This is a genomic window from Streptomyces sp. JLBG701 (genome assembly GCF_058544905.1).
Genome location: NZ_CM178588.1, coordinates 6,232,342 through 6,254,874, shown reverse-complemented (window position 1 = coordinate 6,254,874; position 22,533 = coordinate 6,232,342). Strand labels below are relative to the sequence as shown.

Here is a 22,533-nt window from a genome sequence, read left to right as displayed (position 1 = left end):
CCTATATTCCGCAGCGGCGTCCCGAAGACCCATCCCCAAGTGGCAGACTGCTTACATGACGACGCACAAGAACCTGCTCGGCGGCCCGGACCCGACGTACCTGCCGGAGAACGAAGAGGCATACCGCCTGCTGGGCGAGGAGTCCCAGCCCCCGGCCGAGGTCGCGGCGAAGCATCCGACGTTCTCGCTCGCCTGGGCGATGCTCGCGGACGATGCCTTCGAGGCGGGGCGAGTGATCGAGTCGTACGCCTACGCACGCACCGGCTATCACCGCGGTCTGGACTCGTTGCGTCGCGCCGGTTGGAAGGGACACGGCCCCATCCCTTGGGACCACCGGGCCAATCGCGGGTTCCTGCGCTGCCTCGCCGCCCTCGCCCGTGCCGCTGGCGAGATCGACGAGAAGGACGAGACGGAGCGTTGCTGGCAGTTCCTCAAGGACAGCAGCGCCGAGGCGTACACCGAACTGAAGCGGTAGTCACCGCAGTTGAGACGTCTGTGCCGCCGTCACTCAGGCAGCGGCGGCGGCACGGAATGCAAGAACAACCCGATCACATGTAGCGCCGTTCTCCCAGGGGACCGGGCCGTGGCCCTTCCAGCCGCTGCGGCGCAGCGAGTCCAGGCCGCGGTGGTAGCCCGTACGGGCATAGGCGTACGACTCCACGGCCGCGCCCCGCTCGAAGGCGTCGTCGGCCAACTGGGCCCAGGCCAGCGAGGACGTCGGGTACTTCGCGGCCACATCGGCGGGCGCCGTGCCGTTCGCGAGCAGCTCGCGCGGCTCCGGGTCGTCGGGGAGGTGCGTCGGGGGCGGGCCCCCGAGAAGGTTTTCGTGAATCGTCATGGGTTCCAGTCTGGCCCATCGGGGACGAAGTCCACTCGTCCGGCAGCGTCCGGCGGCATCAGTCCCGACAGCCGCCCCGGGCCCTGTCGGCCTAGGCCTCCAACCGCCCCGCCGACCGCTGCCCCTCCAGGGGCGGGGCGAGCACGTTGCCGTGGGTGCGGCACTCCGGGCGTCGGCAGTCCGGGGCCGGTCGCCGCACCGTCGCGAAGGCCAGTACCGCCCCGACCAGCAGGATGCCCGCGCACAGCGGCATGGCGCGGCGGAAGGCGTCGTCGAATGCGTCCGCCGAACGGTAGGCCTCCGGACCCATCCCGGTGAGCAGCGGCAGCGCGGCCACGGCGATGAGGCCGGCCGCGCGGGCCGCCGCGTTGTTGACGCCGCTGGCCAGGCCCGCCCGCGAGGTGTCCACGGAGGCGAGCACGGTGGCGGTGAGCGGTGCGACCAGGGTGACCATGCCGAGGCCGAGCACAAGCACGGCGGGCAGTACGTCGGCGACGTACGACGCGTCCGGCCCGACCCGCAGCATCAGCAGCATCCCGGCCGCGCACAGCACCGGGCCGACGGTGAGGGGGATGCGCGGGCCGATGCGGTCGGCCAGTTCGCCGGAGCGGGCGGAGAGCAGCAGCATCAGGGCGGTCGTCGGCAGCAGGGCCGTACCGGCGCCGAGGGCCGAGTAGCCGGCGACGACCTGGAACTGGAGCGCGGAGAGGAAGAAGAACCCGCCGAACGCCGCGTACACGCACAGGGTGACGAGGTTGACGGCGGTGAACTGCCGGGACGCGAAGATGTCCAGCGGCATCATCGGATCGGACCGCCGCTTCTCGACGTAGACGAACGCGACGCCGGCGGCCACCCCGGCAACCCCCGTGACCACGACGGCGAGCGAACCGGACCGCGCCTCGATCAGCGCGTACGTCACCAGAGCGAGGGCGATCGCGCCGAGCGCGGCACCCAGCACATCGAAGCGGCCGTGCTTACGACCGTCCCCGGACTCGGGGACATGCCGCAGCGCGATCGGCGCACAGAGCAGCGCCAGCGGGACGTTGAGCAGGAACACCCAGCGCCAGCCCGGCCCGTCCACCAGCCACCCGCCCAGGAACGGCCCGACCGCCGCCCCGATCCCCCCGAACCCCGACCACAGCCCTACGGCCCTCCCCCGGTCGTCCGGATGGAAGGACGCCTGGATGAGAGCGAGGGAGCCGGGCGTGAGCAGGGCACCGCCGACGCCCTGCAGCGCGCGGGCGGCGATGAGGACACCGGCGTTCGGGGCGATCCCGCACAGCAGCGAGGCCGCGGCGAACCACACGACCCCGATCACGAAGATCTTGCGCCGGCCGAACCGGTCGCCCAGCGATCCGCCCAGCAGGATCAGCCCGGCCAGCGTGAGCATGTACGCGTTGATCGTCCACTGGAGCGAGGCGAGGTCGGCGTCGAGATCACGGCCGATGCGGGGCAACGCGACGTTGACGACGGTCGAGTCCAGCATGGCCATGCTGGAGCCGAGGACGGTGGTCAGCAGAATCCATTTGCCCTGGGCCGAGGCGAGCCGAACGTCCGACATGCCCCAGGTATACAGCGAGCCCGGCGCCGTAGCACCGGGCTCACTGCAAAACCGTCAACCCGTCAGGCTGAACGCCCGGTTTACTTGATCTTCGTGCCGGACGACCGCAGATCCTGCGTCGCCTGGACGACGCGCGCGGCCATCGAACCCTCGGCCAGCTTGCCCCAGGTCCGCGGGTCGTAGGTCTTCTTGGAGCCGACCTCGCCGTCGACCTTGAGGACGCCGTCGTAGTTCTTGAGCATGTGGTCGGCGACGGGACGCGTGAAGGCGTACTGCGTGTCCGTGTCGAGGTTCATCTTGACGACGCCGTTCTCCAGCGCGGTCGCGATCTCCTCCGGGCTGGAGCCGGAACCGCCGTGGAAGACGAAGTCGAAGGGCTGCGAACCGGCCGGCTTGCCGTACTTGGCGGCCACGCCGTCGTTCAGCTCCTTCAGCAGGTCGGGGCGCAGGACGACGTTGCCCGGCTTGTACACACCGTGGACGTTGCCGAAGGACGCGGCCAGCAGGTAGCGGCCCTTCTCGCCGAGGCCGAGCGCCTCGACCGTACGCACGGCGTCGTCGACGGTCGTGTAGAGGGAGTCGTTGATCTCGTGCGAGACACCGTCCTCCTCGCCACCGGTCGGCGTGATCTCCACCTCAAGGATGATCTTCGCGGCGACGGCGCGGGCCAGCAGCTCCTGCGCGATGGAGAGGTTGTCGGCGAGGGTCTCGGCGGAACCGTCCCACATGTGCGACTGGAACAGCGGGTTGCGCCCGGCCTTGACGCGCTCCTCCGACACCGCGAGTAGCGGACGTACGTACCCGTCGAGCTTGTCCTTCGGGCAGTGGTCCGTGTGCAGCGCGACGGTGACCGGGTACTTCTCGGCGACGATGTGCGCGAACTCGGCCAGGGCGACGGCGCCGGTGACCATGTCCTTGCTGTACTGGCCGCCCAGGAACTCGGCGCCACCCGTCGAGATCTGGATGATGCCGTCGCTCTCCGCGTCGGCGAAGCCGCGCAGCGCCGCGTGCAGGGTCTGGGTCGAGGTCACGTTGATGGCCGGGTAGGCGAACTTGCCTGCCTTCGCCCGGTCGAGCATCTCGTTGTAGACCTCAGGGGTTGCGATGGGCATTCGTCCGCTCCTTGTGATGTGCGGGTTGGCGTTCTCGTGCTTACGGCCCTGACCTAGACCTTGGCTGCGACGTCATCGTCGGCCCCATCTTTCCAGACTTGGCCGAATGGTCCGCAGCACCGTCCCAACCTGTGGATAACTCAGTCGAGCCCCAGCTCATCCTTGGAGAACGCGAACAGGTACGGAACCCCCGCCCCCTCCTCGATCTTCTCGGCGGCACCGGTCGCCCGGTCGACGATCGTCGCGACGCCGACGACCTCGGCACCGGCCTCCCGTACGGCCTCGACGGCGGTGAGCGGGGAACCGCCGGTGGTGGAGGTGTCCTCGACGACGAGAACGCGACGCCCGCTGATCTCGGGCCCCTCCACCCGCCGCTGCATACCGTGCGCCTTGGCCGCCTTGCGCACGACAAAGGCGTCGAGCTTCTGCCCGCGCGAGGCGGCCGCGTGCAGCATGGCCCCGGCCACCGGGTCGGCGCCCATGGTCAGCCCGCCCACCGCGTCGAAGTCGAGGTCCGCGGTCAGGTCCAGGAGCACCTGCCCGACCAGCGGGGCGGCCTCGCCGTCGAGGGTGATGCGGCGCAGGTCGACGTAGTAGTCGGCCTCCAGGCCCGAGGAGAGGGTCACCTTGCCGTGCACCACGGCCTTGTCCTTGATCTGCTGCAGCAGCGCGCCACGTACGTCGGTCGTCGTCATGCCTGCCAGCTTAGACAGCTCCCAGGCGCCGCCAAGTCCAGGTGGTCGTGGCTTCGAGAGGCTCGATGGGGGTCACGAGCCGGGGCAGGCTGTTGAGCCCGTCGGGCGGCCCGGTCTGCGGTTCCACGCATACGGCGGCCTCCTGCTCGTCGTACACGACGACCCACTCCTCAGGGCTGGCCACCTTCAGCTCGATCTCCCCCGGCCAGGTGAGGGTGACGTCGACACCGCCGGGCATCCCGAAGCAGTCGTCCCAGGGCCCGGGCTTGGGATCCAGCCGATTCCCGGTGGGCAGATGATCGTCGCCGCGCTCCTCCTGCCAACGGGGGTGGAACTCGATCGCGACGTCCTCGCCCCCCTCACCACCAAGCTTCCGGTTGAACCACGGATGCCAGCCGATCTGCGCCGGGAAGGACGACTCGTGCGCCTCTACGGCCATGGTGAGGGCGAGGGAGTCCGCGGTGAGGGCGATGACCTGGGTGACGCGGCCGGGGTAGGGCCAGGGGTCGACCAGGTCGTACGTGATGACGGCCTCGTCGGCCGTCCTGCGGGCCGTGCGCCAGGCGCCGTCGCGGACGGTGCCGTGGATGGCGTGCGGTGGGGAGTTCAGCGGCATCTGATGGACGGTCCCACCATCCCGGAACCGCCCTTCACGGATCCGCCCGCACCAGGGAACCATCGGGAAACACCCGAACCGCTCCCCCTGCCGCAGCAGTTCGACCCCACCGACCCGCAGCCCACCCACCCGGCCGCCGTTCCCCGGCTGCACGGTCACCTCCGCGTCACCCGCGGTCAGCGTGATGTCTTCGCTACTCACGGCACGACCCTACTGGGCGGATCAAGAGGACGCCCCCGTCGCTGACTTTCAGCCCGTCTGGGGGTCCCCCTCTGGGGGAGTTTGAGGACGAGGCCCCTTCAGGGCCGAAAGGGGGGTCTGGGGGCGCAGCCCCCAGGGATGGGACTGGTAGGGGCGGCGGGGGCGAAAAACCCAGGTCACCGCCGCTTACGCAACGCCCGCCCCACCACGATCACCGAAGCCACCACCAACGCAGCCGCCGGCGCCGCCCACCGAAGCGTCGCATTCGCGGAGACACTCTGCGGAGCCGGAACCGGCGCATACCGCCCGCGCGGCGGCGCATGGTCCACCTCCTCCGCACTACGCCCGATCATCGTCCGACGCGCATGGGCAGCCTCGGCAGGCGGCTGCGGAGACTCCCCGAAATCCTCAGCGACTTCGGCGACTTCAGCCACTTCGGCGACCTGAGATTCATCGATGTCGTCCACCTCATCGGCCTCGAAGCCAGAGACGGACTCCTCAGCCTCCGACTCGTCCCCCACCTCTCCAACCCCCGCCGCCAAATTCTCCGCGAACCGATTCAGCAACCGCGTAACCGCCGCCCCCACCGCCTCCGCGGACAGCTCCTTGACCCGCCCGTCCGCAGCCGCCGTACCGTCGAACCCAAGCGTCGCCCCACCCTCGACGGCAGCCACCCGCAGCGTCAGCGCAAGCTTGACCGACCCACTCCCCCGCGCCTCGGTGGCGTCACCCTCGACGGCATACGAACCGTCGTCCTGGGCGGAGATCCGCACCGACCCCCGATAGGTGATGGACGTGCTGCCGACGCGCACCTTCAGCCGCCCGGTGACAGGCTCACCGCCCGCGTCCTGCTGGAGTCCGGGAACCGCCCGGGCCACCCGCTCGGGGTCACCGAGCGCCGCCCACAGCGCCTCGGCCGGAACCGGAACGAACACCTCATGCTCCATGGCAGCCGAGCCTACCCAGTGGCCGCCGGGCAAACCCTCCCCTTGACCCCAACTCACCCCGAGTTCGTACACCGACTCAGTACCGCGGATGCACCAACGTCGACGCGGCCAGCCCCGTCACCCGCGCACGAGCCGCCGCCCGAGCATCCGCTTCCAGCCCCGCCTGGGTCAGCGTCCGCAGCGGCGGCTCTTGGTGGTCGAGGCGCAGAGGCGGCCGGGGACCAGTCGTCGCCAGGACGAAACCCCAGTCGCGCGGAGCTGAGGCCGCATCCGCCGTACGGTCGGGGCCCGCCGCGAAACCGGGATCGCGACCGCCCACGCAGTAGGGCGCAGTGTGCAGCCCGGCGGCCCGGATGGTCGTCTCCACCGTCCAGAAGACCCGCGGCCGCGAGGAAGCCGGCCCGGCGTGCACGACAAGACGCCCGTCGTCGGCGAGGACCCGCCGGGCGAGGCCGTAGAACTCCTGCGAGTACAGCTTCGTACTGGCGGTGATGCCGGGATCGGGCAGATCCGAGATCACCACGTCGTACGCCGACTCCCGCGCCTCGGAGGCACCGGACGCCGCCGAGCGCAGCCAGCGGAACGCGTCGTCCGTGGACACATGGACGCGCGGATCGTCGTACGCATGCCCGTTCAGGGCGGACAGCGCCGGGTCCCGGCGGGCCAACCGCACCACCCCCGCGTCGAGTTCGACGACGTCGACCCGCCGCACGCCGGGATGCCGGAGCACCTCGCGGGCGGCCAGGCCGTCGCCACCGCCGAGGATGAGCACGCGCGCGTGACGGCCGCCGCCGAACGCGGGGTGGACGAGCGCCTCGTGGTAGCGGCGTTCGTCGCGGCCCCCGACCCGGAGGCGGCCGTCGAGGAAGAGGTCGAGGGGGCGGCCGTGGGTGCCGCCGGTGAGGACGACCTCCTGGATGTCGGTCTGGACCGCCACGCGCACGTCCTGGCCGTAGACGGCGTGCCGTGCGGCCCTCTCGAAGTCGTCGACGAGTACGGCGGCCGCGGCGAGCAGGCCGAGAACGGTGATGTTGGCGATCAGGAGCAGCCAGCGGGCCCGGCGGGTCAGGTCGCGGTGGAACAGGCCGAGGACGAGCGAGCCGCCGGCGACGAGGTTGACGGCGCCGGTGAGCAGCGCGCCCGTCAACTGGCCCAGGAAGGGGAGGAGGAGAAAGGGGAACGCCAGCCCCCCGACCAACGCCCCCACGTAGTCCGCCGCGAACAGGTCGGCCACCGCGCCGCCCGCGTCCTGGCGGCGGATGCGCTGGATCAGTTCCATCAGCAGCGGGATCTCGGCGCCGATCAGCAGGCCGATCGCGAGGGAGAAGGTGACGAGGAGGACGCGCGGGCCGTTCGCCCACAGACCGCCCCAGTCGCCGGTCCACGCGAAGACGGCGTACAGGGCCATCGCGCTGGAGCCGCCGATGAGCGCGAGGACCGTCTCGACCGCGCCGAAGCCGGCCGCCGCGTGCCGGCGCAGGCGTTTGGCGGCGAGGGAGCCGATGCCCATCGCGAAGACCATGACGGACAGGACGACGGATGCCTGGGTGACCGAGTCGCCGATCAAGTAGGAGGCCAGGGCGACGAGTTCGAGTTCGTACACGAGTCCGCACGCCGCACAGACGAAGACACCGGCGAGGACCAGGAACCGGCCCGTGTCCGGGCGGACCGGCAGCCGCGCCGGCGCGCACCGGGGCGGCGGTGTGCCGGGTCGGGCCGGCGCGTGCGGTTCGATCACGCTGCGACGTTACGTCACATCGCGGGCACGCTTCGTCACCCACACGTGTGGAGTCTGTTTACATCGGCGCGGCGTTGCCGCGACGGGGTGCGAACACAGGCCCGAACTCGGTGGAGCCGCAGCTCAGTTGAGGCCGGCGAGCGCCGGGAGCCGTACTCCCACTCTGGTCCGGGTCGCCACCAACTGCCCGTCCTGCGGGTACGCGTGCCAGGTGCGCCAGTGCACCTGGCCCTCGTGGTATTGGGCGAGCAGCGCCGTGAAGGCGTGTGGGCTGCCGGGGAAGACGCCGGCCAGGCCGTTGGGGTGGTCGGCGACGAGGGCCAGCAACTCCTGGGCGCGGCCCGCGAAGGAGCCGGGGGAGAGCACCTCGACGCGCGCGGCGAACTCGTACTCCCAGTCCCCGACCCGCTTGGCGACGCCGAGCGGGAGGGGTGTGCTGGAGCCGGGGATGCACGCGACCGTCTCCGAGCAGCTGCCCCGCTCCTCCTCAAGGAGGACCTGGTGCGAGGCGCCGAGCAGTCTCAACTGGAGCGTCGCGCCTCCCAGTTCGAGGTCGAGAGTGGCGAGTGCGGGCAGCGGCTCGCGGCCCAGGGCCCAGGCGAGGTCGGCCGCGCGCGTGTCGGTGTACGAGGTGTTCAGGGTCGTGAGCATGGATCGGCTCCGCTAGTCACACAAAGAAAAAGGGAGGTGTGGGTCCGGCGCACCCCGGTCGATACGAGGAGATCGGCCGGTCAGCCCAGTCAGGAAGTGGTATCCGCAGGACGTCCGAGGGGCTGCGTTGGTGTTTTAGAGGGAATCATGAACGGTGGCGCCGCCACAGCTCTTTTACCCAACTTCGTGGCGTTTCCATCCCTCAGAGGGCTCCACAGCTCAACTGTTCAACCACGGCGCACTTCCCGACCCCGAAGGCGTACGCCGGAGCGCCTGCCGGAAGCTCTCTCCCGACAGGCGCTCCGCCCCCCGTTTCCGGATGCGATTCCCCCTGCTCGAAGCTCAGCTGCCCCGTGTCAGCTGCCTCCTCCACCACATCCGCCCCCGCCGCCCCCGCAGGAGGACCCGCCGCCGCACGACGAGCTCCCTCCGCAGGACGATCCGCTGTCTCCCCCGCCGCCGGTCCACCAGCTGCCGCTGCTGTCGCCGCCGCTGCTGCCGCGGTGCCGGCGTCCCCGGGCGCTGCGGGCCGCGGCCGCGGCGCTGTCTTCCTTCAGGCTGAGCACCACGACTCCCACTATCAGGACCGCGGCCACCGCCAGGACGATGCCGATGAGCATGGCGTCACCCTCCTTCCGATTCCCCCGAAGCGGCCCCCCGCGGGCGCCTCGCGTCTTGCGTGAAACGGGGATGCCCGCCCGTCTCACGTGCCAAAGCAGAGTTGAGGAAGTCCAGAGCTTGGGCGCAGGATGATCGGCATGACCTCCAGCGCACGCCCCCTCCTCAACCGCCGGCTCGCCGAGTTCGGGACGACGATCTTCGCCGAGATGTCCGCCCTGGCCCTGCGGACCGGGTCGATCAACCTCGGCCAGGGCTTCCCCGATACGGACGGCCCCGAGGAGATCCGCGAGGCGGCGGTGCGCGCGCTGCGCGAGGGCCACGGCAACCAGTACCCGCCGGGCCCCGGCATCCCCGAACTGCGCACGGCGATCGCCGCACACCAGCAGCGCCGCTACGGCCTCTCCTACGACCCCGACACCGAGGTCCTCGTCACGGCCGGCGCCACGGAGGCCATCGCCGCCACACTGCTCGCCCTGCTGGAACCGGGCGACGAGGTGATCGCCTTCGAGCCGTACTACGACTCCTACGCGGCCTGCATCGCGATGGCGGGCGGCACGCGCGTGCCGGTCACCCTGCGCCCGCACGAAGGCAGCTTCCGCCTCGACCTCGACGAGCTGCGCGACGCGGTGTCCGACAGCACCCGCCTCCTCCTCATCAACACCCCGCACAACCCGACCGGCACCGTCCTCACCCGCGAGGAGCTGACCGCGATCGCCGAACTGGCCGTCGAACGTGACCTCCTCGTCGTCACGGACGAGGTGTACGAGCATCTGGTGTTCGACGACGCCGAGCACATCCCCCTCGCCACCCTCCCGGGCATGCGCGAGCGCACGGTGACGATCGGCTCGGCCGGCAAGACCTTCTCCTTCACCGGCTGGAAGGTCGGCTGGGTGACCGCGGCCCCCGGCCTGGTCTCGGCGGTCCGCTCGGCGAAACAGTTCCTGACGTACGTCGCGTCCGGGCCGTTCCAGTACGCGGTCGCGGAGGCGCTGGCCTTCCCCGACAGCTACTTCACGGCGTTCCGCGAGGACATGCTGGCCAAGCGCGACCTGCTGGCGACAGGACTGGCGGACGCGGGCTTCGAGGTGTTCAAGCCCGCCGGCACGTACTTCATCACCACCGACATCCGCCCACTCGGCGAGGCGGACGGCTTCGCCTTCTGCCGCGCCCTCCCGGAACGGGCCGGTGTGGTCGCGATCCCGAACGCGGTCTTCTACGACCACCGGGACGCGGGCGCCCCCTTCGTACGATTCGCGTTCTGCAAGCGGACAGACGTGCTGGAAGAGGCGGTGGAGCGGCTCAAGAAGCTCGCCGGCTGAGCCCTGCGGCGGGGCTGCCACCCACTCGGCCGCCCACTGCTCGCGCGGCGCCCACTCCCTGGGCATCGTGCGGATGTGACTCACGCCAGCGCCCTCGCCCCACCCGCCGTCACCGAGCGCGACCCAGCCGACGTATCCCAGGGAGAGAAGTCACTCCGCTCGCGGCGGCCCCTCGCGGCGGTGGCCGTCGCGCTCGGTCTGTTCGCCGCCGCCCGGCTGACCGGGCTGGCCGTGCTCGCGGCGGTCGCCTGGGCCACCGGCCGGCATCCGCTCGGGCTGCTCGGCCGGTCCTGGGACTCGAACTGGTACCTGGGGATCGCGGCCCACGGATACGGCCGCACCCTGCACTACGGGCCGGACATCACCCACAGCGACCTGGCGTTCTTCCCGCTCTACCCGGCGCTGGTGCGCACCGTGACCGAGCTGAGCCCGCTGGGCGGGGCCCCGGCCGGCCTGATCCTGTCGTGGACGGCAGCCGCCGTAGCGGCCACCGGCATCCACGCGATCGGCGCCCGCCTGCACGGCAGGGGGGTGGCGACCGCGCTCGTCCTGCTCTGGGGCCTGCTCCCGCACTCGGTCGTGCTGTCGATGGCGTACACCGAACCGGTGCTCACCGCCTTCGCCGCCTGGTCGCTGTACGCCGTCCTCAGCGGGCGCTGGGTGTGGGCGGGCGGGCTGGCGGCGCTGGCGGGGCTGGCCCGGCCCAACGGGTTCGCGGTCGCGGCGGCGGTCCTCGCGACGGCGGCCTACGAGATCTGGCGCACGCGGGGCCGAGAAGTTACCCACAGGCTGTGGACGGGCGCGGCGCTCGCCCCGCTCGGCTGGGCGGCGTACGTCCTGTGGGTCGGCCACCGCAAGGGCGACCTCCTCGGCGGCTACTTCGAGGTGCAGCGCCTGTGGGGCTCACGCTTCGACTTCGGCCGGGGCTCACTGGGCTTCGTCCGCCACCTGCTCCTGCACGGCGACCGCCTGGCCTTCCCGATGACGATGGTGATCGTAGCGGCGGCGCTGCTGCTCTACGCCCTGCTGTTGGCCGACCGCGCCCCGCTGCCGTTGCTGGTCTACAGCGGGGTCCTGCTGCTGATCGCGGTGGGCGGCTCGGGCTTCTTCGAGTCCAAGCCGCGCTTCCTGCTGCCGGCCTTCCCGCTCCTCCTGCCCCTCGCCAGGGCGGTGGTCCGCACGGCGAGAGCCCGGCCCTGGCACGCGACCGTGGTGGTCGGCGCCTTGGCCGGGCTCTCGTTCACATACGGCTCGTATCTGGTCGTAGTGGCCCACACGCCGCTGTAGAAATCCTGAAGGTCTGAGGAATCCCGAAGGTCTGGGATCTACTCCTCGTCGCCCTTGTCGCCCTGGTCGTCCTCGGGCTTCTCGGTCTCGTTGATCTCCTGCTCCAGGCCGAGCTGCTCCACGAGCCACTTGTCGAACTCGATGGCCGCCCGCACCCAGCTCACCGTCGACGAGACGAAGTGCTCCAGGCTCACGCCCGTGCCGATCAGCATCTGGGCCTCGCCGATGAGGCGGACCGTGCCGTCGTCGTGGGTGTGGCTGTAGACCTTGGGCCACAGGGTCCGCCGGTTCCAGTCGTCGATGGACTCCAGGAGCAGCGGCTTCTCGTCGATCTTGTGGGGCCGGTCGTAGAACGTCCGGACGGAGAAGACCTGCTGGTCCCCTTCCCCACGGAACATGAAGTACGTACGGAACTGCTCCCACGGCGCGGCGAGGTCACCCTCGTCGTCGACGACGTATTTCAGCTCCATCTGGTCGAGGAGCTGCTTCACGAGGTCCTGATCCGGGACGACGGGGCCCGCCGGTCCACCTTGGGGCTGCGGCTCGGGCTGGCCCCCGAAGTTCGGAATCGAGGACGGGTCGATGGACACTATTGGACACTCCTGCGCTCGTCTGACTCGTCCGGCCATCGCTGAGACCAGACGTACGCACCCCACCCTCTCTCTCTTCGCCCCCGACCGGCAACCGCCTGCCGGTCGGGTTCACCCCACGTTGGCGGAATTAAGCTCAGAGCGTTTTCCCGGCGGCGGGGCCGACGATCAGCCCGTCGTTGTCGGGCCCCGGCCTCTACCGCTCCTCCATCCGTTCAGTCAGCTGCCACATGCCCGTGGAGGGGTTCCTCGTGTGGTCGGCACCCGTCGGGTCGAGCTTCCTCGCACGGTCCACGGCATCGGCGTGGCCCTCGCGGTAGACCGCGAAGTCGACGCGTGTCTTGTCGTAGCCCGGCACATGCCTCTGAAGCAGCGGCAGCAACTTCTTGTACGTCGGAACGTGCGCGGTCTGTGAGGCGAAGTGCAGCAGCAGCCACAACTCGAAGCACGGGTTGGATATCGCCACCCGGATGCCTGCCTTACGCGCGGCGACCGTGGCCTCAGCGACGTCGACGAACTGATCCACGTCGAAGACGCACCACACCTCGTCAAAGCTGCCCTTGCCGGCGATCCGCTGCGTCTTGGCATAGGCGACGAGCTGGGTCGGCGAACAGGCCTTGCCGCGCACGACCACGGAAACCGCGGGATTGCGGAGGTGCTCTCTCAATCCCTGGAGGTACTGGCGTTCCGTCTCCTTGCTGCCGCAGACGACGAGCATCGTCCTGGCGGACCTACGGTTCGGGCCACGTCGACGGCCCGAACCCTCACGCGGAAACGGCCTTGCCATGTGCCCCCCAGTACTCCCTGACCACGTCCTCCAGTGCCGTGTCCGGCAGCACCGGCACAGCGCCGTAGCTGCCCGCGAGATAGCGCCGCTCGAAGTTCTCCCCTTTGCGCGGCTTGAAATCGCTGAGCGGGAAGAGCTCGGAGGCCCCGGTCTCCGCGCTCTTCTCCACGAACCAGACCTGATCCCGGCGCAGGACCTCCTCGCCCAGCATTGTGCCGAGCAGCGAGGCACTGTGGGTGGTGAAGATCAGCTGGGCGCCGAGCGGGTTGAGCTCCGGGTTCTGGAACAGCTTGACGAGCTTGGCCGTGAGGAGGGGGTGCAGGCTGACGTCGATCTCGTCGATCCAGACCTGGCGCCCCGACGGCAGAGCAAGCAGCGCCCAGGAGACCAGGTTCAGCCAGGTCTTGGTACCGGCCGACTCGTCCTTGGCCGGCAGCAGGAACTCCTCGGCCCCGACCCGATGCACGAAGTGCAGGGACTTCGTCATAGCATCTTTGGCTTGGGCCGACTTTTCGTCCCACCCTTCGGTGGCCGCAAAATGCCTGACCAGCGAGTCGTCTTCGGAACCTCGACGAATACCGTGCACTCCGAGGTCGGCTGCTGCCAGGATCTCGTCGCCACTGGCGAGCCCCCAACTCTCGAAGCTCTCGAACAACTCGGTGAGAAACGAGCCAACACCGGTGAGGGCATGCCGCGTGCGGTCGTTGACGACGTTCGCCACTTTCAACTCTGCCCAGACCGCTCCCAACTGCTCGTGCGCCGTCTGCGCCGCCGCGGACAGGTAAAGGCTGTTCGGCCGCATCACCCGCTCCGCTGCGGCTCGCTCACCGGTGAGTGAGTTCCCAAACGTCACGTCCATGCCTCGACGCTCGAAGAGGACCCGTCTACGACCCTTGGGATAGACGTACAACCACTCCTCCTCGACCTCCGTATCGGAGACCGCGAAGCCGTACACATGGCGGACCCCCTCAATCAGCACATCCACGGCGTACGTCGACGGCTCATGCCTGCTCTCGTGATCCAGCAGAAACGGCCGCCGCTCGATGGGAGCGCCCGGCAGCCACCGGGCCTGGGACTGTTCCACCGCCCGCCGAAAGAACGCGTACGCGTCCAGCACCGTCGACTTCCCCGACGCGTTCGCCCCGTAAATCGCCGCCACGGTCAAAGCCGGCCGCTCGTCCTCATAGACCGGTACGAGGTTTAGCTCCTGCGGCTCACGCAATGAGCCGTGATTGGCCACACGAAAGCTCAGCAGCACCCCTTACACCCCACTTTCAGGCCTTGTGAACAAGTGAATCTCCAATTTGGGCTTCACTTCATGCTAGGTCCATCAACTGACAAAGAACAGGCCCGCCACCCACAGGGGTGACGGGCCCGCGCACACTGCCCGACTACAGCGTCTTCCCCGTGGCCGGGCCGACGATCAGCCCGTCGCCGAAGGCGTCCACGCGGACCGTGTCGCCGTCCTTGACCTCGCCCGCGAGGATCTCCTTGGCGAGGCGGTCGCCGATTGCGGTCTGGACCAGGCGGCGGAGGGGGCGGGCGCCGTAGGCGGGGTCGTTGCCCTCGTCGGCGAGCCAGGCCAGGGCCTCGTCGCTGATCTCCAGGGTGAGACGACGCTCGGCGAGGCGCTTGGCGAGGCGGTCGATCTGGAGGCGGGCGATCCGCTCCAGCTCGTCCTTGCCGAGGGCCGAGAAGACGACGAGGTCGTCGAGGCGGTTCAGGAACTCCGGCTTGAAGGACGCCCGGACCACCTCCAGTACCTGCTGCTTCTTCTCCTCCTCCGACGTCAGCGGCTCCACGAGGAACTGGCTGCCCAGGTTGGAGGTGAGGATCAGGATCGTGTTGCGGAAGTCGACCGTGCGGCCCTGACCGTCCGTCAGGCGGCCGTCGTCCAGCACCTGGAGGAGGATGTCGAAGACCTCCGGGTGCGCCTTCTCCACCTCGTCGAGGAGCACCACGCTGTACGGGCGTCGGCGCACCGCTTCCGTGAGCTGGCCGCCCTCCTCGTAGCCGACGTAGCCGGGCGGGGCGCCGACCAGGCGGGCCACGCTGTGCTTCTCGCCGTACTCCGACATGTCGATGCGGACCATGGCCCGCTCGTCGTCGAAGAGGAAGTCGGCGAGGGCTTTCGCGAGCTCGGTCTTGCCTACGCCCGTCGGGCCGAGGAAGAGGAAGGAACCGGTGGGCCGGTCCGGGTCGGCGATTCCGGCGCGGGTGCGTCGTACGGCGTCGGACACCGCCTGGACGGCCTCGCGCTGGCCGATGAGCCGGCGGCCCAACTCCTCCTCCATGCGCAGGAGTTTCTGCGTCTCGCCTTCGAGGAGACGTCCTGCCGGAATCCCGGTCCAGGCGCCGACCACGTCCGCGATGTCGTCGGGGCCGACCTCCTCCTTCACCATCGTGCCCTTGGCGGCCTCCACTTCGGCCTCGGAGGCTGCCTCCAAGTCCCTTTCCAGGGTGGGGATCTCGCCGTAGAGCAGCTTGGAGGCGGTGTCGAAGTCACCGTCGCGCTGGGCCCGTTCGGCCTGGCCGCGGAGTTCGTCGAGCTTCTCCTTCAGCTCGCCGACGCGGTTGAGGGACTCCTTCTCCTTCTCCCAGCGGGCGGTGAGACCGCGCAACTCCTCCTCCCGGTCGGCGAGATCGCGGCGCAGCTTCACCAGGCGCTGCTTGGAGGCGGGGTCGGTCTCCTTGCTGAGGGCGAGTTCCTCCATCTTCAACCGGTCGACGGAGCGCTGGAGTTCGTCGATCTCCAGGGGGGAGGAGTCGATCTCCATGCGGAGGCGGGAGGCGGCCTCGTCGACGAGGTCGATGGCCTTGTCGGGGAGGAAGCGGGAGGTGATGTACCGGTCGGAGAGGGTTGCGGCCGCGACGAGCGCGCTGTCCGCGATGACGACCTTGTGGTGGGCCTCGTAGCGGCCCTTGAGTCCGCGCAGGATCGCGATCGTGTCCTCGACGCTCGGCTCCGCCACCAGCACCTGCTGGAAACGGCGCTCCAACGCCGGGTCCTTCTCGATCCGCTCGCGGTACTCGTCGAGGGTGGTGGCGCCGACCATGCGCAGCTCACCGCGGGCGAGCATGGGCTTGAGCATGTTGCCGGCGTCCATGGCCGAATCACCACCGGCGCCAGCCCCGACGACCGTGTGCAGCTCGTCGATGAAGGTGACGATCTGCCCGTCGGAGTCCTTGATCTCGGCGAGTACGGTCTTCAGCCGCTCCTCGAACTCACCGCGGTACTTCGCCCCCGCAACCATCGCGCCGAGGTCGAGCGCGACGAGCCGCTTGTTCTTGAGCGACTCGGGCACGTCGCCCTTCACGATCCGCTGGGCGAGCCCTTCGACGACGGCGGTCTTGCCGACGCCCGGCTCACCGATGAGGACGGGGTTGTTCTTGGTGCGGCGGGACAGCACCTGGACGACCCGCCGGATCTCCTGATCCCGCCCGATGACCGGATCGAGCTTGCCCTCACGCGCCGCGGCGGTGAAGTCCGTACCGAATTTCTCCAGGGCCTTGTACTGGCCCTCGGGGTCGGGTGTGGTCACCCGGCGCCCTCCCCTGCTCTTCTGAAACGCGTCCAGCAGCCTCTTCGCACTGGCCCCCTGCTGGGAGAGTACGTCGCCGGACCGGCCGCCCTTCGCGGCGATGCCGATGAGCAGGTGTTCGGTGGAGATGTAGTCGTCGCCGAGCTCCTTCGCCCGCTCGGCGGCGTCTTGGACCACCGCGAGCAGCTCGCGGCTGGGCTGCGGGGGCGAGACGGTGGACCCGGTCACGCTGGGCAGCCCGGCGAGGACCCGCTCCGCGCCATCGCGTACGGCGGCCTGGTCGGCCTCGACGGCGGCCAGCAGGTCGGTGATGTTCTCGTTGTCCTCCCCCGCGAGCAGCGCGAGGAGCAGGTGGGCCGGGGTGAAATCGGGGTGCCCCCCGGACACGGCCCGCTGGGTGGCCGCGTTGATCGCGTCCCGGCTCCGGTTGGTCAGCTCGGCGTCCACTTTCGCGTTCTCCTCCTTGCGTCAGCCTGACTTGAGCAACGTAGATAAAGTTGAGTCTATTCCACTCAAGGTGGCGCCCGGGGGGCATCCGGGGGGCTAAATTCCGGGCCATGGCCACATATCCCGTAGACCTGGGCGATCCCGACGCGTCGTACCTCAGCTTCTGGCGCGAACGGCACCTGTGCACCCTGACGACCCTCCGCCCTGACGGCAGCCCTCACGTGGTGCCTGTCGGGGTTACATACGATCCCGGCGCGCGACTGGCTCGGGTCATCGCGAACAAGGCCAGCAAGAAGGTGGGCAATGTGCTGGCGGCGGGGCCGGAGGGGGCACTGGTCGCCATGTGCCAGGTGGACGGGCGGCGCTGGGCCACGCTGGAGGGGAGGGCGACGGTGTCGGCGGACCCCGGGAGGATCACGGAGGCCGAGCGGCGGTATGCGGAGCGTTACGGCCGGACGCCGGGGGTGAATCCGTCGCGGGTGGTGATCGAGATCGTGGTGGAGCGGGCGACGGGACGGGCTTGACGGCTTGATCGATCATTTCCGGCCACGGAGAAGTGGGCGCCGATACGGCGGATAACCGGAAATGTCGCCCAAAACTGCAGCGGCGTCACCGTGTTCAGGTCACGGTGACGCCGCTGCGGGGGGAAGCACCTGAGCGATCTGTTGCGACGGGGGAATCGCGTCAGGCACTGCGGGGGGTGGCTGAGATGGTCTCTATATCCGGGACGTCGGGGCCCGTGAGGCTGTGGTCCCGCTGGTCCAGGTTCACAAAAATCATTCCGTACCGAATGGCACACCGGACGGGCTGCGGCGCCCCCCGAGGCCGCCGCAGACACCGGTACGCCTGCAGGTCTTCGTTCTCGTCCCGCGTCACGACGACCGGCTCACCGAAGACGGTCACCATCAACGAGTCACCGCTGTGGGGGATGGCGGTGGCCAGGTCGATGAAGTGCCAGCCGGAGCGATAGGCCGTGGCCATCTCGCGGCGGAAGGAACGGTCGTCGGGCGGGGTGGTCATGTCAGCTCCCGGCTCCATCTGTCACATCATCAGGGGCGATGGACACTGCCACGCCCGGCCAGCTCGTGTCCGCCCGAACGTCGCTCTTCGCATCTGAGGGGCCCGTCAGCACTCCGAGGGCCACAACAACGGCGGAGAAGGCGGCGACAAGCACCGAGCGAAGCATTCTGTTACGCATAGTCGGCTTCGTCCTCACTTGAAGGTCCCCACTTCCCCCGTCGAGTAAGACGATGGCTCATTCAGGCACGTCATGGCCACACAATCGATGCATCATGTTCCTGCATGTTCAGGACCCTGGGGGGTGGAGATTTGACAACGAATCGTATTAAAGCGACGCATCCCCACGCGGTGACGGAGCTGTGCGAGGAGGGTGGCCGTCTTTATGCGAACGCTCTACGCATGGGACGTATCGCCCGTGTGGAGGTGGAGGTCGCTCCATGTCTGATGGACTTCGCCCTGCTTCACCCCGATCCTGACGACCAGGACTGGCTGCGCCCCGTTCCTCCGTCGGTCGCCCTGGCACAGCGGCTCAACCCGATAGAGCAGCAGATCACCGACAGCAGGCGACTGTCGATCGAACTTGCCGATGCTTTCGAGCCGTTCATGGCCCTCAGCGCCCAGACGACGTCGACCACGGACTCGATCACGGTGCTGGAGGGTGGTGAGCGCATCAACGCGGCACTCAATCTGGCCACGACTCAATGCCAGACCGAGGTGCTGACGATCCAGCCGAGCGACCGATTCTCCGAGCGCAGCCTCCTTCGGGGGCTGGAACGCGACAGGCCGTTGATAGAACGCGGCGTGCGGATCCGGACGCTGTATCAACACACGGCCCGGTACAACCCCGAGAAGCTGGCCTACGTGGCCCAGCTCGCCAACGGCAAGGTGGAGTACCGGACCATTGACGAGCTGGTCGAGCGCCTCATCATCTGCGACGAGACCGTTGCCTTCATCCCCACCCGCGATGACCAGCAGGTCGCCCTGGAACTGCGCCATCCGGGCCTCGTCCGCTACCTGATCAAGGTGTTCGAGTTCATGTGGGACCGTGCGGTCCCCCTGAGCGCCGGCGCCCCGTACGAAACCGCCCCTGACGGCATCACCAACATCCAGCACTCCATCGCCAAGCTCCTCGTGGAGGGGCACGTCGACGAGGCCATAGCCCGCCGCCTGGGCATGAACGTGCGCACGTGCCGGGCCCACATAGCCAAACTGGCCACGGCCCTGGGAAGCGGCAGCCGCGCCCAGCTCGGCTATCTCATAGCCCAGTCAGGAATTCTCAGACAGGAGCAGTGAATCCAGCGGGGAGAGACGCAGTGACCCTGGCACCACATCCAGAGCACAGCGCGGAGGATCTCTGCTCCGTCGGCACGGCAGTGTACGAGCAGGCCCTGCGCCACGGGCGGGTGCGAGCCGAGGACGCCGACGCGGCGCCCTGCCTGATCGACTTCGGTCTGCTGCATCCCTCAGTCGAGAACCTGGACTGGTTGGAACCCGTCGCGCCCGCCACGGCTCTTCACCGCCTGCTTCGAGCCGCCGAGGAGCGCATCGCCGACGAGCGGCAGCGCGAGGAGCGGCTGGCCGAAATGTTCGAACCATTGATGCGGATCGACGGGAGGCTTACGGCGACGGACACACCGAGCATCGGCATCCTCAGCGGGTTCGACCGGATCAACCTGGCGATCGCCCAGGCCATGGCCACCGTCTCCGGTGAACTGCTCGCCGTCCAGCCCCACCACCGCCGTCCCGACCTAACGCTCGGGCCTCCTTTGGAGCGCGACCAGGCCCTGCTCGACCGAGGCGGCCGCATCCGCACCCTCTACCAGCACACATACCGTCACCTGCCGGCGATCCATGCCCGCTACGAGCATCTGAGCGGCGACGTCGAAGCCCGCTCCCTCGACGAGGTCACCGACCGTCTGATCATCATCGACCGCACGGTCGCCTACGTCCCCGCCAGCAAGGACCGCGCCATCGCCCTGGAGGTCCGCCACCCAGCCTTGGTCGCCTTCCTCGTCACGGTCTTCGACCGACTGTGGCGCCTGGCCACCCCCATGTACCCCGAGACCGTCCAACGCCCGTCCCTCAACGGCATCACCCCTCGCCAGCAGGCCATCGCCGCCCTCCTCGTCGAAGGCCACACCGACGCCGTAATAGCCGACCGCCTGGGCATGAACATCCGCACCGCCCGAGTCCACATAGCCAAACTCGCCGCCACCCTCGGCAGCGAAAGCCGCGCCCAACTCGGCTACCTCATCGCAGAATCAGGGATCCTCAAGCAGGAGGGAACGACGCATTGACCGGGGCCCCACACCCGAGCCACGGAGCGGAAGAACTGTGCACAGCAGGAGTGGAGCTGTACGCACGCGCCCTGCGCGAAGGGCACATGGTCGCCGCTGACGTCGCCACGGCACCCTGCCTGATCGACTTCGGGCTGCTGCACCCGGCCGTCGACGATCTGAGCCGGCTGGAGCCCGTCACCCCGGCCGCCGCCCTCCACCGACTCCTGCGCTCCTCGGCGGACCGCGTCGCCGACGAACGGCGGCGGGAGGCCCTGCTGGCGGAGACCTTCGAGTCCCTCATGCGGATCGACTCCCGCCGCACCGAGGCACCGGACACCCCGACGATCAGAGTCCTCAGCGGTTCGGAGCGGATCAACCTCGCCATCACTGAGGCCATGGCCGACGCGACGCGGGAGATGCTCTGCATTCAGCCCCACACCGACTACAGCAATCAACGCGGACTGACCGCCCAGGCCGCCGCCATGCACCGCGACCAGGCCCTGCTCGACCGCAGCTGCCGTATCCGCACCATTTACCAGCACACACAGCGCCACGTGCCGCTAGTCCACTCCCGCTACGAACAGCTGAGAGGCGACGTAGAAGCCCGCACGCTCGACGAAGTCACGGACCGTCTCATAGCCATCGACCGGGCGGTCGCGTTCATCCCCGCCAACGGGGACGCCTCGATGGCACTGGAAGTCCGCCACCCAGCCATAGTCGGCTACCTCACAACCACCTTCGACCGCCTCTGGCGCCTCGCCACCCCGATGTACCCCGAAGCCGCCCGCCAACCCTCGCTGAACGGCATCACCCCGCGCCAACGCGCCATCGCCGCCCTCCTCATCGAAGGCCACACCGACGCCGTAATAGCCGACCGCCTCGGCATGAACATCCGCACCGCCCGAGTCCACATAGCCAAACTCGCCGCCACCCTCGGCAGCGAAAGCCGCGCCCAGCTCGGCTACCTCATCGGACAGTCGGGGATTCTTGACCAGCCACAGGACCGGAGCCCGGAACAGGAATCCTGATCTCGGCCACGGCCGCACTCTCCATCCCGCCCTGCCCCGGTCCGTCCAGCCCGACCTGCGCGATCCGGACCCCCAGCTGCGTACGGCTGGCCGCCCCCAGCGTCTCCGACAGGCGGGCGATGTGGGCCCGGCAGGTGCGGACGCTTATCCCCAGCCGTTCCGCGATCACCGCGTCCTGGTGGCCCTCCGCGAGCAGGGCGGCGATGGACTGTTCCCGGTGGGAGATTCCCTCGATGCCCGTGTCCGGCAAAGGTGCTGTCAGGGGGATCGCCAGGCGCCACAGCCGTTCGAAGACCGTGAACAGGTACTCCACCAGCGCCGGGTGGCGAAGCTCAAGGGCCACTGTGCGATCCGTGTTCGCTGGGATGAACGCCACCGTGCGGTCGAAGAGGATCAGGCGGTCGATGACCTCGTCCAGCGTCCGGGCCTCCACCGCGTCGCCCATCAGCTCCAGGTAGTTCAGCAGGCCCTGGCCGTGCCTCGCCACGTGCGTGTACAGGTCCCGCATGCGTACGCCCCGGCCGCGCAGGGTCATCGCCCGGTGCAGGCCCTCCGACAGTTCCGGCTCGCGGCGGATGCCGCCGGGCTGGACCGTGAGGACCTCGCCCGTGCACGCCTCGGTCGCCTCGTCCATCGCGGCCTGGATACGGGCGAGACCGTCCAGGACCCGGATCGCCGTACCCTCGGCCTGGGCCACCGGCAGGCGCCGGCCCAGGCCCGCGTACCACTCGAAGGCCTCCACCGCCGAGCCCACCCGCCGCTGACTCGCGCTGACCTCGTCGTACACCCCGCGCAGCAGCCGGGTCATGACCTCCTGCGGGGAGGTCGGCACCAGCCAGTCCATGTCGTCGGGGTCGGGGTGCAGCAGCGCCAGTTCCAGCAGACAGGGCACCGGTTCCGCGTCCAGGCGCGGCACCCGACCCCGTCGTACGGCCCGGGAGTACACGCGGTCCCCGGCTGCGCACAGCCGGTCGGCACCGTGTGGATGTTCATCCGCCCCGTGCCCTGCCATCGCCCATCTCACCCCCGGTTCCGGCGTCTTTTGCAGCGCAACTATGCGCGGACCAGACCTGCTCCGCAACACGGCTCCCTCCACAGCGAACACCGGAATCCGCCCATACGCACCACTTTTTCCCCGCCTCCGTCCGTCGCGTTGCAACAAGCTGATGGTGGTGGTCCGTACCCACCCCGTGCATCGTGGAACCCGCTTCCTCCGGGTGTCCGGCACCTGTTAAGACACCCTGCGCGGTCCCG

Annotated in this window: 21 protein-coding genes and 1 pseudogene; 7 read left to right on the top strand and 15 right to left on the bottom strand. The window is 69.3% G+C overall.

Going from position 1 to position 22,533, the window contains the following annotated elements:
• The first annotated feature begins 55 nt into the window (after positions 1 to 55).
• Positions 56 to 475, top strand: a complete 420-nt coding sequence (locus AC5DRG_RS28960) for a DUF3151 domain-containing protein (protein WP_385730082.1) — start codon at positions 56 to 58, stop codon at positions 473 to 475.
• 87 nt (positions 476 to 562) lie between these two features.
• Here AC5DRG_RS28960 and AC5DRG_RS28955 read toward each other — a convergent pair.
• From AC5DRG_RS28955 to AC5DRG_RS28915, 9 genes and pseudogenes are all read right to left on the bottom strand, one after another.
• Positions 563 to 838 (bottom strand): annotated as a pseudogene (locus tag AC5DRG_RS28955) (DUF3151 domain-containing protein); the annotation flags it as partial.
• Between the two features lie 91 nt (positions 839 to 929).
• On the bottom strand, positions 930 to 2,399 hold the full coding sequence (locus AC5DRG_RS28950; RefSeq protein ID WP_491802378.1) for an MFS transporter: 1,470 nt from the start codon (positions 2,397 to 2,399) through the stop codon (positions 930 to 932).
• 80 nt (positions 2,400 to 2,479) lie between these two features.
• A complete protein-coding gene (gene fbaA / locus AC5DRG_RS28945) occupies positions 2,480 to 3,511 on the bottom strand; it encodes a class II fructose-bisphosphate aldolase (RefSeq protein ID WP_491802377.1) in 1,032 nt (343 codons plus the stop codon).
• 140 nt (positions 3,512 to 3,651) lie between these two features.
• Positions 3,652 to 4,206 carry an orotate phosphoribosyltransferase gene (gene pyrE / locus AC5DRG_RS28940; protein ID WP_491802376.1) on the bottom strand — a complete coding sequence of 185 codons (555 nt, stop codon included), beginning with the start codon at positions 4,204 to 4,206 and terminating at the stop codon, positions 3,652 to 3,654.
• Between the two features lie 10 nt (positions 4,207 to 4,216).
• On the bottom strand, positions 4,217 to 5,023 hold the full coding sequence (locus AC5DRG_RS28935; protein WP_491802375.1) for an aldose epimerase family protein: 807 nt from the start codon (positions 5,021 to 5,023) through the stop codon (positions 4,217 to 4,219).
• Positions 5,024 to 5,199: 176 nt separating this feature from the next.
• Positions 5,200 to 5,970 carry an SRPBCC domain-containing protein gene (locus tag AC5DRG_RS28930; protein ID WP_491802374.1) on the bottom strand — a complete coding sequence of 257 codons (771 nt, stop codon included), beginning with the start codon at positions 5,968 to 5,970 and terminating at the stop codon, positions 5,200 to 5,202.
• A 76-nt stretch (positions 5,971 to 6,046) separates the two neighbouring features.
• Positions 6,047 to 7,708, bottom strand: a complete 1,662-nt coding sequence (locus AC5DRG_RS28925; protein WP_491802373.1) for a polyamine aminopropyltransferase — start codon at positions 7,706 to 7,708, stop codon at positions 6,047 to 6,049.
• A 123-nt stretch (positions 7,709 to 7,831) separates the two neighbouring features.
• Positions 7,832 to 8,359, bottom strand: coding sequence for a DUF2617 family protein (locus AC5DRG_RS28920; protein WP_491802372.1), 528 nt, complete (start codon positions 8,357 to 8,359; stop codon positions 7,832 to 7,834).
• A 356-nt stretch (positions 8,360 to 8,715) separates the two neighbouring features.
• A complete protein-coding gene (locus AC5DRG_RS28915; RefSeq protein ID WP_491802371.1) occupies positions 8,716 to 8,979 on the bottom strand; it encodes a hypothetical protein in 264 nt (87 codons plus the stop codon).
• 129 nt (positions 8,980 to 9,108) lie between these two features.
• Between AC5DRG_RS28915 and AC5DRG_RS28910 the strand changes: the two genes are divergently transcribed.
• On the top strand, positions 9,109 to 10,299 hold the full coding sequence (locus tag AC5DRG_RS28910; protein WP_491802370.1) for a pyridoxal phosphate-dependent aminotransferase: 1,191 nt from the start codon (positions 9,109 to 9,111) through the stop codon (positions 10,297 to 10,299).
• Positions 10,300 to 10,374: 75 nt separating this feature from the next.
• Entirely contained in the window at positions 10,375 to 11,586 is a 1,212-nt protein-coding gene (locus tag AC5DRG_RS28905) for a hypothetical protein (RefSeq protein WP_491802369.1), read from the top strand.
• Positions 11,587 to 11,624: 38 nt separating this feature from the next.
• Here the strand turns inward: AC5DRG_RS28905 and AC5DRG_RS28900 are convergent, their stop codons facing one another.
• The 4 genes from AC5DRG_RS28900 to clpB all read right to left on the bottom strand — a co-directional run bounded on the left by AC5DRG_RS28900 (position 11,625) and on the right by clpB (position 16,952).
• Entirely contained in the window at positions 11,625 to 12,176 is a 552-nt protein-coding gene (locus tag AC5DRG_RS28900) for a YbjN domain-containing protein (protein WP_491802368.1), read from the bottom strand.
• A 196-nt stretch (positions 12,177 to 12,372) separates the two neighbouring features.
• Positions 12,373 to 12,894, bottom strand: a complete 522-nt coding sequence (locus AC5DRG_RS28895) for an RloB family protein (RefSeq protein ID WP_491802367.1) — start codon at positions 12,892 to 12,894, stop codon at positions 12,373 to 12,375.
• A gap of 46 nt (positions 12,895 to 12,940) precedes the next feature.
• Positions 12,941 to 14,221, bottom strand: coding sequence for an AAA family ATPase (locus AC5DRG_RS28890; RefSeq protein WP_491802366.1), 1,281 nt, complete (start codon positions 14,219 to 14,221; stop codon positions 12,941 to 12,943).
• A gap of 133 nt (positions 14,222 to 14,354) precedes the next feature.
• On the bottom strand, positions 14,355 to 16,952 hold the full coding sequence (gene clpB, locus AC5DRG_RS28885; RefSeq protein WP_491802365.1) for an ATP-dependent chaperone ClpB: 2,598 nt from the start codon (positions 16,950 to 16,952) through the stop codon (positions 14,355 to 14,357).
• 110 nt (positions 16,953 to 17,062) lie between these two features.
• Here clpB and AC5DRG_RS28880 point away from each other — a divergent pair, with 110 nt between their 5' ends.
• On the top strand, positions 17,063 to 17,476 hold the full coding sequence (locus AC5DRG_RS28880) for a pyridoxamine 5'-phosphate oxidase family protein (RefSeq protein WP_491802364.1): 414 nt from the start codon (positions 17,063 to 17,065) through the stop codon (positions 17,474 to 17,476).
• A gap of 160 nt (positions 17,477 to 17,636) precedes the next feature.
• Here the strand turns inward: AC5DRG_RS28880 and AC5DRG_RS28875 are convergent, their stop codons facing one another.
• On the bottom strand, positions 17,637 to 17,972 hold the full coding sequence (locus AC5DRG_RS28875) for a hypothetical protein (protein WP_491802363.1): 336 nt from the start codon (positions 17,970 to 17,972) through the stop codon (positions 17,637 to 17,639).
• A 282-nt stretch (positions 17,973 to 18,254) separates the two neighbouring features.
• Between AC5DRG_RS28875 and AC5DRG_RS28870 the strand changes: the two genes are divergently transcribed.
• From AC5DRG_RS28870 to AC5DRG_RS28860, 3 genes are read left to right on the top strand one after another with little or no spacing between them, the layout of a single operon-like run.
• Positions 18,255 to 19,265 (top strand): helix-turn-helix transcriptional regulator, encoded by a 1,011-nt coding sequence (locus tag AC5DRG_RS28870; RefSeq protein WP_491802362.1) that lies wholly within the window; start codon positions 18,255 to 18,257, stop codon positions 19,263 to 19,265.
• Between the two features lie 20 nt (positions 19,266 to 19,285).
• Positions 19,286 to 20,269, top strand: a complete 984-nt coding sequence (locus tag AC5DRG_RS28865) for a helix-turn-helix transcriptional regulator (RefSeq protein WP_491802361.1) — start codon at positions 19,286 to 19,288, stop codon at positions 20,267 to 20,269.
• Positions 20,266 to 21,279 (top strand): helix-turn-helix transcriptional regulator, encoded by a 1,014-nt coding sequence (locus AC5DRG_RS28860; protein WP_491802360.1) that lies wholly within the window; start codon positions 20,266 to 20,268, stop codon positions 21,277 to 21,279. Before AC5DRG_RS28865 ends, AC5DRG_RS28860 begins: the two co-directional genes overlap by 4 nt.
• Here AC5DRG_RS28860 and AC5DRG_RS28855 read toward each other — a convergent pair.
• Positions 21,218 to 22,291 (bottom strand): helix-turn-helix transcriptional regulator, encoded by a 1,074-nt coding sequence (locus tag AC5DRG_RS28855; protein WP_491802359.1) that lies wholly within the window; start codon positions 22,289 to 22,291, stop codon positions 21,218 to 21,220. The genes AC5DRG_RS28860 and AC5DRG_RS28855 overlap by 62 nt on opposite strands.
• Positions 22,292 to 22,533: the final 242 nt, after the last annotated feature.

What these genes read in the sequence shown, in the direction of transcription:
- AC5DRG_RS28910 (WP_491802370.1), top strand. Translation starts at nt 9,109, where the DNA reads ATGATCGGCATGACCTCCAGCGCACGCCCCCTCCTCAACCGCCGGCTC.
- AC5DRG_RS28895 (WP_491802367.1), bottom strand. Translation starts at nt 12,894, where the DNA reads ATGCTCGTCGTCTGCGGCAGCAAGGAGACGGAACGCCAGTACCTCCAG.
- AC5DRG_RS28920 (WP_491802372.1), bottom strand. Translation starts at nt 8,359, where the DNA reads ATGCTCACGACCCTGAACACCTCGTACACCGACACGCGCGCGGCCGAC.
- AC5DRG_RS28880 (WP_491802364.1), top strand. Translation starts at nt 17,063, where the DNA reads ATGGCCACATATCCCGTAGACCTGGGCGATCCCGACGCGTCGTACCTC.
- pyrE (WP_491802376.1), bottom strand. Translation starts at nt 4,206, where the DNA reads ATGACGACGACCGACGTACGTGGCGCGCTGCTGCAGCAGATCAAGGAC.
- AC5DRG_RS28950 (WP_491802378.1), bottom strand. Translation starts at nt 2,399, where the DNA reads ATGTCGGACGTTCGGCTCGCCTCGGCCCAGGGCAAATGGATTCTGCTG.
- AC5DRG_RS28915 (WP_491802371.1), bottom strand. Translation starts at nt 8,979, where the DNA reads ATGCTCATCGGCATCGTCCTGGCGGTGGCCGCGGTCCTGATAGTGGGA.
- AC5DRG_RS28855 (WP_491802359.1), bottom strand. Translation starts at nt 22,291, where the DNA reads ATGGCAGGGCACGGGGCGGATGAACATCCACACGGTGCCGACCGGCTG.
- AC5DRG_RS28930 (WP_491802374.1), bottom strand. Translation starts at nt 5,970, where the DNA reads ATGGAGCATGAGGTGTTCGTTCCGGTTCCGGCCGAGGCGCTGTGGGCG.
- AC5DRG_RS28960 (WP_385730082.1), top strand. Translation starts at nt 56, where the DNA reads ATGACGACGCACAAGAACCTGCTCGGCGGCCCGGACCCGACGTACCTG.
- fbaA (WP_491802377.1), bottom strand. Translation starts at nt 3,511, where the DNA reads ATGCCCATCGCAACCCCTGAGGTCTACAACGAGATGCTCGACCGGGCG.
- AC5DRG_RS28875 (WP_491802363.1), bottom strand. Translation starts at nt 17,972, where the DNA reads ATGACCACCCCGCCCGACGACCGTTCCTTCCGCCGCGAGATGGCCACG.
- AC5DRG_RS28870 (WP_491802362.1), top strand. Translation starts at nt 18,255, where the DNA reads ATGTTCAGGACCCTGGGGGGTGGAGATTTGACAACGAATCGTATTAAA.